Source organism: Pseudomonas sp. MWU13-2100 (genome assembly GCF_023242365.1).
Taxonomy (GTDB): Bacteria; Pseudomonadota; Gammaproteobacteria; order Pseudomonadales; family Pseudomonadaceae; genus Aquipseudomonas.
In genome coordinates this window covers 55,925-71,219 of the sequence record NZ_JALLIX010000012.1, presented here as the reverse complement: position 1 = coordinate 71,219, position 15,295 = coordinate 55,925, and the positions used below count along the sequence as shown (strand labels likewise).

Here is a 15,295-nt window from a genome sequence, read left to right as displayed (position 1 = left end):
CAATCCGCGGCCAGCCGCCGGTGTTTAGTGTTCAAAGCCAAGATGCGCGCAGTGTAAAAAACAATAGCCAGTGCTTTTCACTATATAAGTGCCTATATTTGGCGAGAATTCTCGGCACTATCGCTTTTGACGGAGGGGCATTCCCTAATGAGAACCAACCATCAGACCAAGCGCGAGCTGGACAAGATCGACCGCAACATCCTGCGCATCCTGCAGGCCGACGGGCGCATCTCGTTCACCGAGCTTGGAGAAAAGGTCGGCCTGTCCACCACGCCTTGTACCGAACGGGTCCGTCGGCTGGAGCGCGAGGGCATCATCATGGGCTACAACGCCCGGTTGAACCCGCAGCACCTCAAGGGCAGCCTGCTGGTATTCGTCGAGATCAGCCTCGACTACAAATCGGGCGACACCTTCGAAGAGTTCCGGCGCGCCGTGCTGAAGTTGCCGCATGTGCTGGAATGCCACCTGGTCTCGGGGGATTTCGACTACCTGGTGAAGGCGCGGATTTCCGAAATGGCTTCCTACCGCAAACTGCTCGGCGACATCCTGCTCAAGCTGCCCCATGTGCGGGAATCCAAGAGCTACATCGTGATGGAAGAAGTGAAAGAGAGCCTGAACCTGCCGATTCCGGATTGAACCTAGACCAGCACCTGCCGGGTACTGGCGATGTATTCATGCACCTGCTGCTCGGCCCGTGGATGAATCATCTCCACGGGACGTCGGCCATTGGGGCAAGGCAGCGTCGGCGTCGTCCCGAACAAACGACAGATCAGCGGGCGTTCGTCATACACCGTGCACCCGTTCGGTCCCAGGTGCACGCAATTAAGCTCGTCGAGCGCCGCTTCCTGCTCGGCGGCGGTCTTGCGCGGCAGGCGGGCCATCTCCTCGGACGAGGTGGTCACCGGCCCACAGCAGTCGTGACAGCCCGGCACACACTCGAAAGACGGAATTTGCTGGCGCAGAAAGCGGATTTTCTGGCTGTTACAGCTCATCGAACGACGACCGGAAAGAAGAATAAGTGCGGATTTTGCCTGAAAAAGCGGCGTCCGGCAGCAAACCTCTCCATCTGAAGAAACGCCCCCCCTGTGGGAGCTGGCTTGCCAGCGATGAGGCCCTTGAGTCATACGCCCCCATCCGGACGCCATCGTCGGCAAGCCGGGCCGCTAGGAGCGCCAGAACGGCTTAATGCCTTCTTCCCTGGCCTGATCCGGGCTCAAGCCGATATCACGCAATTGCTCGGGTGTGAGTTCCAGCAAGGTCTTGCGGGTGCACAGGCGATGCCAGAACAGAGCCATGCGACCCAAGGCCGGCGTGCAGCGACGGGCGGAAGACGCCGTGACGACCCGCTCGTGCTCGATCACCAATTCCTGACTGCGCAATACCAGACGCACATCGCTCATGCCGTTCATTACCTCTGCTCCTTCGTTACTCGGTTGCCATGAGTACACAGGATGGATGAACAGCAAAAACCATTACAGATTCAATCAATTTTTATTAGATCAATACAGATCTCGCCAAAGCACGACTGAATCCTGTATTTTTGCCTTATCTGTACCGGCCTACGCTTTCCACCGTCACCGAGAACTGTGCCATGACCCTCTACGTCAACCTTGCCGAACTGCTTGGAACCCGCATAGAACAAGGTTTCTATCGACCCGGTGACCGCCTGCCTTCTGTACGGGCATTGAGTGTGGAGCACGGTGTCAGCCTGAGCACGGTGCAGCAGGCCTACCGCGTCCTGGAAGACAGCGGGCTGGCCCAACCAAAACCCAAATCCGGCTATTTCGTGCCCATGGGCCGCGAACTGCCTGCGTTACCGGTGGTCGGGCGCCCGGCGCAACGCCCTGTGGATATCTCGCAATGGGAACAGGTACTGGAACTGATCCGCTCCGTCCCCCGCGAAGACACCGTACAGCTGGGCCGCGGCATGCCGGACATCGACAGCCCGACCCTGAAACCGCTGCTGCGCAGCCTGGCGCAGATCAGCCGCCGCCAGGACATGCCCGGCCTGGCCTACGACAATATCCACGGCAACCTCGGGCTGCGCGAGCAGGTGGCGCGACTGCTGCTCGACTCGGGCTGCCAGCTCGGCCCCAACGACCTGGTGATCACCACCGGCTGCCACGAGGCCCTGTCCACCAGCATCCGCTCCATCTGCGAGCCGGGGGATATCGTCGCGGTGGACTCCCCGAGCTTCCACGGCGCCATGCAGACCCTTAAGGGGCTGGGCATGAAGGCTCTGGAAATCCCCACCGACCCGCTCACCGGCATCAGCCTCGACGCCCTCGAACTGGCCTTGGAACAGTGGCCGATCAAGGCCATACAGTTGACCCCCAACTGCAACAATCCGCTGGGCTACATCATGCCGGAGTCACGCAAGCGCGCCCTGCTGACCCTGGCCCAGCGCTTCGATGTGGCGATTATCGAGGACGATGTGTATGGCGAACTGGCCTACACCTACCCCCGTCCGCGCACCATCAAGTCCTTCGATGAAGATGGCCGCGTGCTGCTCTGCAGCTCCTTCTCCAAGACCCTCGCCCCGGGTCTGCGCATCGGCTGGGTCGCACCCGGTCGCTACCTCGAGCGGGTGCTGCACATGAAGTACATCAGCACCGGCTCCACCGCCCCGCAGCCGCAGCTGGCCATCGCCGATTTCCTCAGAAACGGCCACTTCGAGCCGCATCTGCGGCGCATGCGCAGCCAATACCAGCGCAACCGCGACCTGATGATCGACTGGATCAGCCGTTATTTCCCCGCCGGTACCCGCGCCAGTCGCCCCCAGGGCAGCTTCATGCTCTGGGTCGAACTGCCCGAGGGTTTCGATGCCTTGCGCCTGAACCGGGAGCTGCAGAACCAGGGCGTGCAGATCGCGGTAGGCAGCATCTTTTCCGCCTCGGGCAAATACCGCAATTGCCTGCGCATGAACTACGCTGCCAAGCCGACGCCACTGATCGAAGAGGCCGTGCGCAAAGTCGGCGCCGCCGCGATCAAATTACTGGCACAAAACGAGAGCAGTATCGATTGACCTTGACTCGCCAGACAGCGTCCATATGCCGACACCTCCCATGACCCGGGGCGATGACCATTGAAAGCCTGTTTGCTGCTCATTGCCTTGCTGTTGAGTGGATGCGCAACCCTGGATGCTCCTCGGCTTCCCAGCCAGGCCCTGGCGGCGACCGAATCGACCTTCGGCCGTTCGATTCAGGCCCAGGCCGCGCCCTGGCAGGGGCGCTCGGGCTTTCGCCTGCTGCCCAACGGCAGCGAGGCGTTCAGGGCCCGGGCCGAATTGATCCGCAATGCCCAGGTCAGCCTGGACTTGCAGTACTACATCGTCCATGACGGCCTGAGCACCCGCATGCTGGTGGATGAACTGATCAAGGCCGCCGATCGTGGCGTACGGGTACGCATCCTGCTGGACGACACCACCAGCGACGGGCTCGACTCGCTCATCGGCACGCTGGCCGCCCACCCGAATATCCAGATCCGCCTGTTCAACCCGCTGAACCTGGGCCGCAGCACCGGCGCCACCCGCACCTTGGGTCGCTTGTTCAATCTGTCGCAACAACATCGGCGGATGCACAACAAGTTGTGGCTGGCCGACAACAGCGCGGCCATCGTCGGCGGCCGCAACCTCGGGGACGAATATTTCGGCGCCCAGCCGGACCTGAACTTCACCGACATCGACCTGCTCGGCTTCGGGCCCGTGGCCGAACAACTCGGACACAGCTTCGACCAGTACTGGAACAGCGCCCTGAGCGTGCCCATCGGCAATTTCCTCTCCAGCCCACCGTCCGCGGCGGAACTGGCCAAGGCCCGGCAGCAGCTCAAGGACTCGCTGGGCAGCTATCGCCAGCACAATACCGCCCTGTACCTGAAACTTCGGGCCTACAAGAGCGAGCCGCACATGGACATCTGGCGCCGCGAACTGATCTGGGCCTGGAGCCAGGCCCTGTGGGACGCGCCGAGCAAGGTCCTGGCCAGGGACGAACCAGACCCACGACTGTTGCTGAGCACGCAGTTGGCGCCGGAATTGAAGAACGTCCATACCGAACTGATGATGATTTCCGCCTACTTCGTGCCCGGCCAACCGGGGCTGGTCTACCTGACCGGACGCGCCGACGCCGGGGTCTCGGTCAGCCTGCTGACCAACTCGCTGGAGGCCACCGACGTGCCTGCCGTGCACGGCGGTTATGCACCCTACCGCCAGGCGTTGTTGGAACATGGCGTGAAACTCTTCGAACTGCGCCGCCAGCCCGGCGACCGTGGCGGCAGCGGACCGCATCTGTTTCACAGAGGCGCCTACAGTGGCTCGGACTCCAGCTTGCACAGCAAGGCGATGATTTTCGACCGGGAGAAATCCTTTATCGGCTCGTTCAACCTTGATCCGCGCTCGGTCTTGTGGAATACCGAAGTCGGCGTGCTGGTGGACAGCCCGGAGCTGGCGGAACACGTCCGGACCCTGGCCTTGCGCGGCATGGCCCCGGCCCTGAGCTACCAGCCGCGCCTGGAGCAGGGGCAGATCGTCTGGGTCACCGAGGATAACGGACAGCTCCACACGCTGCACCACGAGCCGGGCAGTGGGTGGCGCCGGTTCAACGCCTGGTTCGCCAACCATATCGGGCTGGAGCGCATGCTCTGAAGATTCACAAGGCCTGACCTGTGGGAGCAAGCTTGCTCGCGATCAGCTGGCAGGCTGATGTTTCGATGGTGCCCGGGAGCCCGTCATCGCGAACAAGCTTGCTCCTACAGAGTCGTGGCCGGCTGCGCCATGCCAAAGGCCCCTTGACGCAACGCCAACACCAGCAACCCCAATGCCCCAGCCGCCATGAACAATGGCAAGGCATGCCCGCTGATCCACTGGCTGCCCGCCCCTGCCACCAACGGCCCGATCAGGCAGCCAATACCCCACAACTGCGCTACATGAGCGTTGGCCCGCACCAGCGCGTCGTCGCGATAACGCTCGCCGATCAGGATCAACGACAAGGTGAACAGCCCGCCCGCGCTGGCGCCGAACAGCACCCACAACGGCCAGATCAGCAAGGTGTCGATCAACAGGGGCACCGCCAGGCTCGACAGCATCAGGGCCAGGGCACAACCGGTGAACAGCGCACGCCGGGACAGCCGGTCGGCCATGGCACCAATCGGCAGTTGCAACAAAGCATCGCCGACCACCACCGTACTGACCATCGCCAAGGCGATATCCGCCGTGAAACCCTGGCGCAGACAGTAAACCGGCAGCAACGTCAGAATCATCGCCTCGAAGGCGGCAAACAGCGAAATAGCCCAGGCAATAGCCGGCAACCCCCGACAGAACCCCAACAGGTCCATCAGGGTGACACGACTGGACTCGGAGCTTGGCGCACCGCTGCGTCCCAGCAACAGGAACGGCGCGGCCACCAGCAAGCCCACACCGACCCAGAAACCGTAGTCGCCCTTGGTGCCCACGGCGGCCAGCAGCAGCGGACCAGACAGTTGGCTCAGCGCATAAGTGCTGCCATACAGGGCCACCAGGCGCCCGCGCCATTGTTCGACCACCAGTTGATTGATCCAGCTTTCGCCGAGAATGAAGACAATGGTCAGGATCACCCCGATCATCAGGCGCAGCACCAGCCACACCGGATAGCTGGGTAGCAGCGCCAGCAGACCGATGGACAAGGCCCCGGCCCACAGGCAGAGGGCCATAAGCCTGGCAGTGCCGAAGCGCGCCGCCAAGTGACTGGAGACACTGGCTCCCAGCAAGACACCAATGGCCGGCATCGCTGCCATCACACCAATGGCGAAGGCGCCATAACCCCAGCTTTCCAACCGCAGGGACACCAACGGCATGCTCACGCCCAGTGCCAGGCCGACACTGAGCACCGAAGCCAGCACGGCGAAATAAGTCGCCCAACGCATGTTCCACGCTCCTGTGGATAATTTCTGTTCAAGACAACACAGCCGGACTTCCTTGCGGAGAGTCCGGCTGTGTCAGGGCGCTGCCCGATCATGCACACAAAATCCTGATCAAGCGCCGACCTGTAGGAGCTGGCTTGCCAGCGATGCGGCCCTAGGGCTTTGCACCGCCCTTACGGACGCCATCGCCAGCAAGCCAGCTCCTACAGGTTCTGTTGCATACCCTGGATCGGTTTACAGCTTGATCCAGGTCGCCTTCAACTCGGTGTACTTGTCGAACGCGTGCAGCGACTTGTCGCGGCCGTTGCCCGACTGCTTGAAGCCACCGAACGGCGCGGTCATGTCGCCGCCATCGTACTGATTCACCCACACACTGCCCGCCCGCAGGGCCTTGGCAGTCAGGTGTGCCTTGGAGATATTCGCGGTCCAGACCGCCGCCGCCAGGCCATACGGCGTGTCGTTGGCAATGCTGATCGCCTCTTCCACGCTGTCGAAGGCAATCACCGACAGCACCGGGCCGAAGATTTCTTCCTGGGCGATTTTCATTGCATTGCTCACGCCATCGAAGATGGTCGGTTCGACGTAGGTGCCACCGCTTTCCTGAAGGGTTCGCTTGCCGCCGGCCACCAGCTTGGCGCCATCGGCATGGCCCGATTCGATGTACGACAGCACGGTGTTCATCTGCTGGGTATCCACCAGGGCACCGACATTGGTCGCCGGGTCCAGCGGGTTGCCCGGTTTCCAGGCTTTCAGCGCTTCAATCACCAGCGGCAGGAAGCGATCCTTGATCGAACGTTCCACCAGCAGGCGCGAACCGGCGGTGCAGACTTCACCCTGGTTGAAGGCGATGGCGCTGGCTGCGGACTCGGCGGCGGCCTGCAGGTTCGGAGCATCGGCAAAGACAATGTTCGGGCTCTTGCCGCCGGCTTCGAGCCAGACGCGCTTCATGTTGGACTCGCCAGAGTAGATCAGCAGTTGCTTGGCGATCTTGGTCGAACCGGTGAACACCAGGGTGTCAACATCCTGGTGCAGGGCCAGGGCCTTGCCGACGGTGTGACCATAACCCGGCAGCACGTTCAGCACGCCCGCCGGAATACCGGCTTCAACTGCCAGGGCGGCAATGCGGATCGCGGTCAGCGGGGATTTTTCCGATGGTTTTAGAACCACCGAGTTACCCGTGGACAACGCCGGCCCGAGTTTCCAGCAAGCCATCATCAATGGGAAGTTCCACGGCACAATGGCCGCGACCACGCCCACCGGCTCGCGGGTCACCAAGCCCAGTTGATCGTGGGGAGTGGCGGCCACTTCGTCATAGATCTTGTCGATGGCTTCGCCGCTCCAGCTCAGGGCCTGGGCCGCGCCGGGCACGTCGATGTGCAGCGAATCGCTGATCGGCTTGCCCATGTCGAGGGTTTCCAGCAGGGCCAGTTCCTCGGCATTGACCTTCAGCAACGCGGCGAAACGAATCATCGCGGACTTGCGCTTGGCCGGGGCCAGACGCGACCAGACACCGGAATTGAACGTCGCACGGGCACTCTCGACGGCGCGCTGGGCATCTGCCGCATCACAGCTGGCAACCCGGGTCAGCAGGCGGCCATCAACTGGACTGATGCACTCGAACGTCTCATTCGAGACCGCGGCGGTGTATTCACCATTGATGTAAGCGCGGCCTTCAATCTTCAGCTCACGGGCACGTTGTTCCCAGTCAGCACGAGTCAGGGTGGTCATTCGAGTGTCCTCCTCTTATTGAAATACTGGAGCCATGCGCTCTTGCGCCAGCACCGTTCGGAATTCTGCCCAACAGGCCCAGATTTTGGCCCATGGCACCCACCACCCTAAACCAGCGGCACCTAAAGTTTCAATATATTTGACACAAGGTCGTCAAACGCCGTTGCCATGTTCGTTTTAATAAACATAGACTCGGACCTTCCGCCCCAAGGCCCGCCATCGCAGAGGAAGAGCACCATGAGCATCCAGGACATCGTCGATTTCAGCGAAGCCACCCCCGCGCCGGAACGTTTTCGCCCGGCAGCGGAGAAAGTCTTCAAGGGCGATCCCGAGCAGACGATCTATAACCACTATGGCAGTCCCTGCGGGCAGATGAATGCCGGCGTCTGGGAAGGCGCGGTAGGCCAGTGGACGGTGAACTACACCGAGCATGAATACTGCGAAATCGTCCAGGGCGTCTCGGTGTTGCGCGACGCAGAGGGTAACGCCAAGACCCTGCGTGCCGGCGATCGCTTCGTGATTCCGGCGGGCTTCAAGGGCACCTGGGAGGTGCTGGAACATTGCCGCAAGATCTACGTGGTCTTCGAACAGAAGGCCTGATCAGACCTGGACGCACCAGGACCGTGGGTCCTGGGTGGACTTGAGCGGATAGGGAATATCCAACTGGAGGTCATCGCGCTCGAGACGCAGGCGCCCCTCGGCAGTTTCCTCGAACTCGGCTTCGGTCAAGGCCAGGATCCAGTAGAAATCCTCCCGACCACAGTCCTCCTTGATCCGGGAAGCCACCGTCGCCGTCCGGAGGTCGATTCGACCGTCGCTCAAGGCGAACCGGGCATCGACTCCGGTTTCAATTTTTTCGGGCAGCGTGGCGATACGGTAGGTATTGCCGAGTCCGAAACTCCCCTGCATGGCTCCTTGCGGCACCAGAAGGTGTTTGCCTGTCGGATCATTGAAACGCTGCAGAAAGGGTTCGAAGGCTTGTTCTGCCTGACGATTGGTCTCGGCAATCGCTTTTCGCAGGCGTCGCCCCAGGGACTCGTCAGGCGGGTTCTCGAGGGGCGGAACCGAACCCAGGAGGATCGACACGGGCATTTCCCCCCTGGCAACGCGAGGCAGCCAGTTCACACCCCGGCGATCGAGCAGATGCCCTGCCAGGGCACCCAGCGCATAACTTTCATGATCGGCCGCCAGGAACTCGGTCTGACTCGATGGGCCCAGCTTCTTGAGCATCAGCGCTTGCCATTCGGCAGTCTCCGGCCTCAGCCCGAGTGCCAGCAGTTGAGCAATCAACTCCACATACTGGGCACTGCCTTCGGAGCGATCGGTATTGCGTATGCGCGTCGACTCATCGGCATGCTCGCCCAACCAGCGGCGATACCAGTAGCTGGCCCGTGCCATCCCATCGGCTTCCCCCTGGACTGCCGCCAGCAAGTGACGAATCATCTGGTTGCGATACAGCCGCGGCTCGGCAACGGCGGGATAGCGGATGCTGCGCTCGGCCCCGGGATGATGCGCCCAAGCCGCCTCGGCATAAAAATGAAAGGCCTCGTGAGTCGCCAGGCCAAACAGCTCGGGAACCGCCTGCGGGTCCTCCAGCCGTTGCACCTCATCCTCGGGCAACGCTTCGCCCATCCCCACGAAAACGGCCGGACGACCTTGCCAGCGGAACTTGTCGAACGACTTGTATTCATAGGACGGCCCAAGCACCCTGACGGCCGCCATGTCGATCTCCTGCCCGCCGTGAGCGCTCATCAACCAGGCCCGTCGCCCGTTACTGGTCAACAGCTGGATATCGGCGAAGACATGGGTGACCTCGTTGAATTCAGCCAGCGCGGGCCAGGCGGCCCGAGTCGCCTCGATCATCCTGCGCACATAGGCGTCCGTGCCGACTTGAACCTTCGACGGCGCCGCCGAAACCGCAATACTCCCCGCCGCCAGGACCACCAGCAGCAGAATTCCAAACATTCTCGCAATCAGCATGAGCGCTCTCCACATCCGCATCCTTTCGGTGTTTACCCCAGTCTAGGAAAGGCGCAACGGGAAAAATGTAGGAATCAGGCATGCAGACGGCAGGAGCCGGCTGAAAAAAGGCGAAAAAAAACCCCGAACCAGTCGGGGTTTTTCTCGAAAAACAAAATCAATTACTTGATTTTGCCTTCCTTGTAGATCACGTGCTTACGAACAACCGGATCATATTTCTTGATCTCGATTTTGTCCGGAGTAGTGCGCTTGTTCTTGTCAGTCGTGTAGAAATGACCAGTACCGGCGCTCGAGATCAAACGAATCAATTCACGCATGATTTAGCTCCCTTATACCTTGCCATCGCGACGAAGTTCGGCCAACACGACATCAATGCCGCGCTTGTCGATGATACGCATGCCCTTGGCGGACACGCGCAGACGCACAAAACGCTTCTCGGACTCGACCCAGAAGCGGTGATGCTGCAGGTTCGGCAGGAAACGACGACGGGTTTTGTTGTTTGCGTGGGAAATGTTATTCCCAGTCACCGGACCCTTACCGGTAACTTGACAGACTCTAGACATGCCTCAGCCCTCTAAAACCACATGCCCAACCCGGCATGGGTTGGCCGCTTAATCTCTCAGTCATTTGGCGCCAGGCGCCGCGTTTCTTTAAGGGTCTTACCGGCTACACCTACAAGCGAAGGAACCGGGCCCCTAGAAAAGAGCGCTGCTTTATACCAGAAAGACTCAGATGCAACAACATCAAGTACGATTAAAACCTCGGCGCCGCAGCGCAAATGAGCGGCCAGGACGCCAGCAACGGGGGTTGGCGCCCTGAAAGGCCGCTCGTCGCACAATGCCGTTCGCCGACGCAAAAGGCCCGCCAAAGCTTGCGGTGAAAATATTGGGGGAAGCAGGCAAACTGAAAAAGCCGATAAAAACGGGATAGTCAATTGCCGTCCATACCTCTAGGGTAGGACTTTTCCAGACTGCACTCGCAGATGGGACAACGACCTGCAAAGGATACTGAATATGCGTCTCGCTGCCCTACCGCTATTGCTCGTCCCCTTCCTCGGGTTGCCGGCCCAGGCCGCCAGCACCCTGAGCGTCTGCACCGAAGCCAGCCCCGAGGGGTTCGACGTGGTGCAGTATAACTCGCTGACCACCACCAACGCGTCGGCCGACGTGCTGATGAACCGCCTGGTGGACTTCGACGCCGCCAGCGGCAAGCTGGTGCCCAGCCTCGCCGACAGCTGGAGCGTGTCCGACGACGGCCTGGTCTATGAGTTCAAGCTGCATCCGGGGGTGAAATTCCATCACACCGACTACTTCAAGCCGACCCGCGACCTGACCGCCGCCGACGTGCGCTTCAGCTTCGAGCGCATGCTCGACCCGGCCAACCCCTGGCACCAGATCGCCCAGAGCGGCTTCCCCCACGCCCAGTCGCTGCAGCTGCCGAGCCTGATCAAACGGATCGAGGCCACTGATCCGCTGACCGTGCGTTTCACCCTCGATCACCCCGACTCGACCTTCCTCGCCGCGCTGAGCATGGGCTTCGCCTCGATCTATTCGGCGGAATACGCCGACAAGCTGATGAGCGCGGGCACCCCGGAAAAACTCAACAGCCAGCCCATCGGCACCGGCCCGTTCGTGTTCGGCCGGTTCCAGAAGGACGCCTCGATCCGCTACAGCGCCAACCCGGACTACTTCGCCGGCAAGCCGGCGGTCGACAGCCTGGTCTTCGCCATTACCCCGGATGCCAACGTCCGCCTGCAGAAGCTGCGGCGCAATGAATGCCAGATCGCGCTCTCGCCCAAGCCCCTGGATGTCGCGGCCGCCAGCAAAGAGCCGACGCTCAAGGTGGAAAGAACCGCAGCCTTCATGACTGCCTTCCTCGCCATCAACAGCCAGCATCCACCACTGGACAAGCCAGAAGTGCGCCAGGCGATCAACCTCGCCGTCGACAAGACCAGCTACCTCAAGGCCGTGTTCGAAGAAACCGCCGAGGCCGCCAACGGCCCGTACCCGCCCAACACCTGGAGTTACGCCAAGGACCTGCCCGGCTACGCCCACGACCCGGAAAAAGCCAAGGCCTTGCTGGCCAAGGTCGGACTCAAGGACGGCTTCCAGACCACCATCTGGACACGGCCTTCGGGCAGCCTGCTCAACCCCAACCCGAGCCTCGGCGCGCAGCTGCTGCAAGCCGACCTCGCCGAAGTCGGCATTCAGGCGCAGATCCGCGTGATCGAATGGGGCGAATTGATCCGCCGAGCCAAGGCCGGCGAGCATGACCTGCTGTTCATGGGCTGGGCCGGTGACAACGGCGACCCGGACAACTTCCTGACCCCGCAATTCTCCTGTGCGGCGGTGAAATCGGGCACCAACTTCGCCCGCTACTGCGATGCGGGCCTGGACAAGTTGATCAGCGCCGGCAAGACCACCAGTGAACAAGGGGTGCGCAGCAAGCTGTATGAGCAGGCCCAGGCGCAGATCCAGCAGCAGGCATTGTGGGTGCCGCTGGCACATCCGACGGCCTTCGCCCTGCTGCGCAAGAATGTCCACGGCTATGCAGTGAGTCCGTTCGGGCGGCAGGATTTTTCCAAGGTCAGCGTAAAACCCTGATCGCCACACGATACGACGGTGGGCGCGATCCCTGTAGGAGCTGAGCTTGCTCGGCGCCTACAACAAAAAATCGTGGTGCCGTCCCGATCCCGTTACATCCAGCCGCGCTCCATCATCGACAAGGGCTCGCCCTCGCCGACGATAAAATGATCGAGCACCCGCACATCGACGAACTCCAGCGCCGTTTTCAGCCGCTTGGTCAGCACATGATCGGCCTGGCTGGGTTCGGCGACCCCCGAAGGGTGGTTGTGACACAGGATCAACGCCGCCGCATTGTGCGCCAGTGCCCGCTTGACCACCTGCCGCGGATAGACACTGGCGTTGTCGATGGAACCGTGAAACAACGGTTCGAACGCCAACACCCGGTGCTTGCTGTCGAGAAACAGGCAGGCGAACACCTCATGGGGCTCATGGCGCAGCATCGCCTTCAGGTAATCGCGCACCGCCCGCGGGCTTTCCAGTACCGAATCGCGGCGCAGCCGCTCGGCCAGATGCCGACGAGCCATCTCCAGCACCGCCTGCAATTGCGCGAACTTGGCCGGCCCCAGGCCCAACTGGCGACCAAACGTCTGCTGGTCGGACTCCAGCAGATTGCGCAGGCTGCCGAACCGGCTCAACAGGTGCCTGGCCAGGTCCACCGCACTCTTGCCGGAGACCCCGGTGCGCAGAAAGATCGCCAGCAACTCGGCGTCCGACAGACTCGCCGCGCCCTGCTCCAGTAATTTCTCTCGCGGCCGCTCCGCCGCCGGCCAATCACGAATACTCATTCCACCTCCCTGTCCTTGTGGCGCCGCTGTTCCCTGGCGGTCGCTGTGTTATCTTAGCCCATCATTTTTACCCCCGATCTGGCCTGGGGAGGCGTCGTCGGGGGTAGCCATCACCGGACTAAAAGGCAGGTCTATGCAGCGGCTGTATCGGAAACGCATCGTTCTCGGCGTCGGCGGCGGCATTGCTGCCTACAAGAGCGCCGAGCTGGTTCGCCGACTCCTCGACCAGGGCGCCGAAGTGCGCGTGGTCATGACCCGCGGCGGCAGCGAGTTCATCACCCCCCTGACCATGCAGGCACTGTCCGGGCATCCGGTGCACCTGGACCTGCTCGACCCGGCCGCCGAGGCCGCCATGGGCCATATCGAGCTGGCGAAATGGGCCGACCTGGTGCTGATCGCCCCAGCCACCGCCGACCTGATCGCACGCCTGGCCCAGGGCATCGCCAACGACCTGCTGACCACCCTGGTGCTCGCCACCGACGCCATCGTGGCCATCGCTCCGGCGATGAACCAGGCCATGTGGCGCGACCCGGCCACCCAGGCCAACACCCAATTGCTGCAAAGCCGTGGCCTGAAAGTCTTCGGCCCGGCCTCCGGCAGCCAGGCCTGCGGCGACGTCGGCCTCGGTCGTATGCTCGAAGCCACGGACCTGGCGCAATGCGCCGCCGATTGCTTCCAGCACCTGGCCATGACCGGCAAACACGTATTGATCACCGCCGGCCCGACCCAGGAAAACATCGACCCGGTGCGCTACATCACCAACCACAGCTCCGGGAAAATGGGCTTCGCCCTGGCCGAAGCCGCGGTGGAAGCCGGTGCCCGGGTGACCCTGATCACCGGCCCGGTGCACCTGCCGACCCCGGACCGGGTGACCCGCATCGACGTGGTCAGCGCCCGCGACATGCTCGCCGCCTGCGAAGCCGCCATGCCCTGCGACCTGTTTATCGCCTCGGCAGCGGTCGCGGACTACCGCCCGGAAGTCGTTGCCCCGCAAAAACTCAAGAAAGACCCTACGAACGGCGACGGCCTACTGCTGCAGATGGTGCGTAACCCGGACATCCTGGCCACCATTGCCAGCCGCGCCGACCGTCCGTTCAGCGTCGGTTTCGCCGCCGAAACCGAACACCTGCTCGACTACGCCGCGCGCAAGCTCAAGGACAAGAACCTCGACCTGATCGTCGCCAATGACGTGGCCAACCCCAGCATTGGCTTCAACAGCGAGGAAAACGCCTGCAGCGTGATCGACCGCGAGCTCCACGCGACACTCTTTGCCCAGACCAGCAAGGGCAAGATTGCCCGCCAGCTGGTGTCCTTTATCGCCGAACGACTGAACCAGGTTTAATTTTCATGCACGCTTTGCAAGCCAAGATCCTCGACCCGCGCATCGGCGGCGAATTCCCGCTGCCGCAGTACGCCACGCCCGGCTCCGCCGGCCTCGACCTGCGCGCCATGCTCCAGCAGGACACCGTACTGGAGCCGGGCCAGACCTTGCTGATCCCCACCGGCCTGTCGGTGTACATCGGCGACCCGGGCCTTGCCGCCCTGATCCTGCCGCGCTCCGGCCTGGGCCACAAACACGGCATCGTGCTGGGTAACCTGGTGGGCCTGATCGATTCCGACTACCAGGGCGAACTGATGGTGTCCTGCTGGAACCGTGGCCAGACCGCCTTCAACATCGTCGTCGGCGAGCGCATTGCCCAACTGGTGCTGGTACCCGTGGTCCAGGCGCACTTCGAGCTGGTCGAAACCTTCGACGAGAGCCAGCGCGGTGCCGGCGGCTTCGGGCATTCGGGCAGCCATTGACCTAAGCTGATCCCGGCCCGGTCCGAACGGTGCGCGTTGAATTTCAGGATGATCCTCTCGGAGGCAGTATTTGAAAGGCTTCAAGCGCAGTACCAAGACCGCCGGCGGTCACGAAAGCAACGGCCATCCGCCTTCAGGCGACGCCAGCAACCCGCTGCTACCGGGGCTGCTACTTGCCCTCGGCGGGTTGATCCTGGCCGCCGCGCTCCTATGGTTTGGCGTAGTCGCACCCTGGAGCCAGACGTTACGCGGCAGCCTGGCGCAGTATCCCGGCGCCGTGGCGGCCGCGGGCCTGAGCCAGGCGACCCACGACCTGATCGCGCAGACCGAAGCCGCGGCCCTTGATCCCTCGCTGCTCAAGGCCCTGCAAAGCCAGAACGCCGATCAGGTCAAGGCCGCGGAAGCCGGCCTGCGCTTCGCCAATGGCCTGGTGGACGCGCAACTCTACCTGCCCGGCCAGGCCCAACCGAGCAATGACCGCGCCGCGCCGCTGAATTTCTCGGCGCTGGACCTGATCACCCG

15 protein-coding genes are annotated in these 15,295 nt (G+C 62.3%); 7 read left to right on the top strand and 8 right to left on the bottom strand.

Going from position 1 to position 15,295, the window contains the following annotated elements; genetic code table 11:
* Positions 1-147 precede the first annotated feature (147 nt).
* Positions 148-636 (top strand): Lrp/AsnC ligand binding domain-containing protein, encoded by a 489-nt coding sequence (locus M5B99_RS10910; protein WP_017125528.1) that lies wholly within the window; start codon positions 148-150, stop codon positions 634-636.
* 2 nt (positions 637-638) lie between these two features.
* On the opposite strand, the gene M5B99_RS10905 is transcribed toward M5B99_RS10910, so the two are convergent.
* Both M5B99_RS10905 and M5B99_RS10900 read right to left on the bottom strand, forming a co-directional pair.
* Complete coding sequence (locus tag M5B99_RS10905; protein WP_248804026.1) at positions 639-992, bottom strand: YkgJ family cysteine cluster protein; 354 nt, start codon at positions 990-992, stop codon at positions 639-641.
* A gap of 171 nt (positions 993-1,163) precedes the next feature.
* A complete protein-coding gene (locus M5B99_RS10900) occupies positions 1,164-1,409 on the bottom strand; it encodes a DUF1127 domain-containing protein (RefSeq protein WP_248804025.1) in 246 nt (81 codons plus the stop codon).
* Between the two features lie 182 nt (positions 1,410-1,591).
* Between M5B99_RS10900 and M5B99_RS10895 the strand changes: the two genes are divergently transcribed.
* Together M5B99_RS10895 and M5B99_RS10890 are read left to right on the top strand one after the other, a co-directional pair.
* On the top strand, positions 1,592-3,025 hold the full coding sequence (locus M5B99_RS10895) for a PLP-dependent aminotransferase family protein (protein ID WP_248804024.1): 1,434 nt from the start codon (positions 1,592-1,594) through the stop codon (positions 3,023-3,025).
* Between the two features lie 60 nt (positions 3,026-3,085).
* Positions 3,086-4,639, top strand: coding sequence for a phospholipase D family protein (locus M5B99_RS10890; RefSeq protein WP_248804023.1), 1,554 nt, complete (start codon positions 3,086-3,088; stop codon positions 4,637-4,639).
* A gap of 104 nt (positions 4,640-4,743) precedes the next feature.
* Here M5B99_RS10890 and M5B99_RS10885 read toward each other — a convergent pair whose 3' ends face one another.
* Complete coding sequence (locus M5B99_RS10885; protein WP_248804022.1) at positions 4,744-5,895, bottom strand: MFS transporter; 1,152 nt, start codon at positions 5,893-5,895, stop codon at positions 4,744-4,746.
* A 231-nt stretch (positions 5,896-6,126) separates the two neighbouring features.
* Positions 6,127-7,620 (bottom strand): aldehyde dehydrogenase, encoded by a 1,494-nt coding sequence (locus M5B99_RS10880; protein WP_248804021.1) that lies wholly within the window; start codon positions 7,618-7,620, stop codon positions 6,127-6,129.
* A 237-nt stretch (positions 7,621-7,857) separates the two neighbouring features.
* Here M5B99_RS10880 and M5B99_RS10875 point away from each other — a divergent pair, with 237 nt between their 5' ends.
* Complete coding sequence (locus tag M5B99_RS10875; RefSeq protein WP_248804020.1) at positions 7,858-8,220, top strand: cupin domain-containing protein; 363 nt, start codon at positions 7,858-7,860, stop codon at positions 8,218-8,220.
* On the opposite strand, the gene M5B99_RS10870 is transcribed toward M5B99_RS10875, so the two are convergent.
* The 3 genes from M5B99_RS10870 to rpmB form a co-directional block, all read right to left on the bottom strand.
* On the bottom strand, positions 8,221-9,600 hold the full coding sequence (locus tag M5B99_RS10870) for a hypothetical protein (protein ID WP_248804019.1): 1,380 nt from the start codon (positions 9,598-9,600) through the stop codon (positions 8,221-8,223).
* Positions 9,601-9,761: 161 nt separating this feature from the next.
* Positions 9,762-9,917, bottom strand: coding sequence for a 50S ribosomal protein L33 (gene rpmG / locus M5B99_RS10865; RefSeq protein ID WP_003177274.1), 156 nt, complete (start codon positions 9,915-9,917; stop codon positions 9,762-9,764).
* Positions 9,918-9,929: 12 nt separating this feature from the next.
* On the bottom strand, positions 9,930-10,163 hold the full coding sequence (gene rpmB, locus M5B99_RS10860; RefSeq protein WP_007921114.1) for a 50S ribosomal protein L28: 234 nt from the start codon (positions 10,161-10,163) through the stop codon (positions 9,930-9,932).
* 450 nt (positions 10,164-10,613) lie between these two features.
* Here rpmB and M5B99_RS10855 point away from each other — a divergent pair, with 450 nt between their 5' ends.
* Positions 10,614-12,203: an ABC transporter substrate-binding protein gene (locus tag M5B99_RS10855; RefSeq protein WP_248804018.1), complete on the top strand. Its 1,590-nt coding sequence runs from the start codon at positions 10,614-10,616 to the stop codon at positions 12,201-12,203.
* A gap of 92 nt (positions 12,204-12,295) precedes the next feature.
* On the opposite strand, the gene radC is transcribed toward M5B99_RS10855, so the two are convergent.
* Positions 12,296-12,970, bottom strand: a complete 675-nt coding sequence (radC, locus tag M5B99_RS10850; protein ID WP_248804017.1) for a RadC family protein — start codon at positions 12,968-12,970, stop codon at positions 12,296-12,298.
* A gap of 133 nt (positions 12,971-13,103) precedes the next feature.
* Here radC and coaBC point away from each other — a divergent pair, with 133 nt between their 5' ends.
* A complete protein-coding gene (gene coaBC, locus M5B99_RS10845; protein WP_248804016.1) occupies positions 13,104-14,312 on the top strand; it encodes a bifunctional phosphopantothenoylcysteine decarboxylase/phosphopantothenate--cysteine ligase CoaBC in 1,209 nt (402 codons plus the stop codon).
* Positions 14,313-14,317: 5 nt separating this feature from the next.
* The gene (gene dut / locus M5B99_RS10840; RefSeq protein ID WP_100942178.1) at positions 14,318-14,773 is read left to right on the top strand and encodes a dUTP diphosphatase; all 456 of its coding nucleotides are present in this window, start codon (positions 14,318-14,320) and stop codon (positions 14,771-14,773) included.
* Positions 14,774-15,295: the final 522 nt, after the last annotated feature.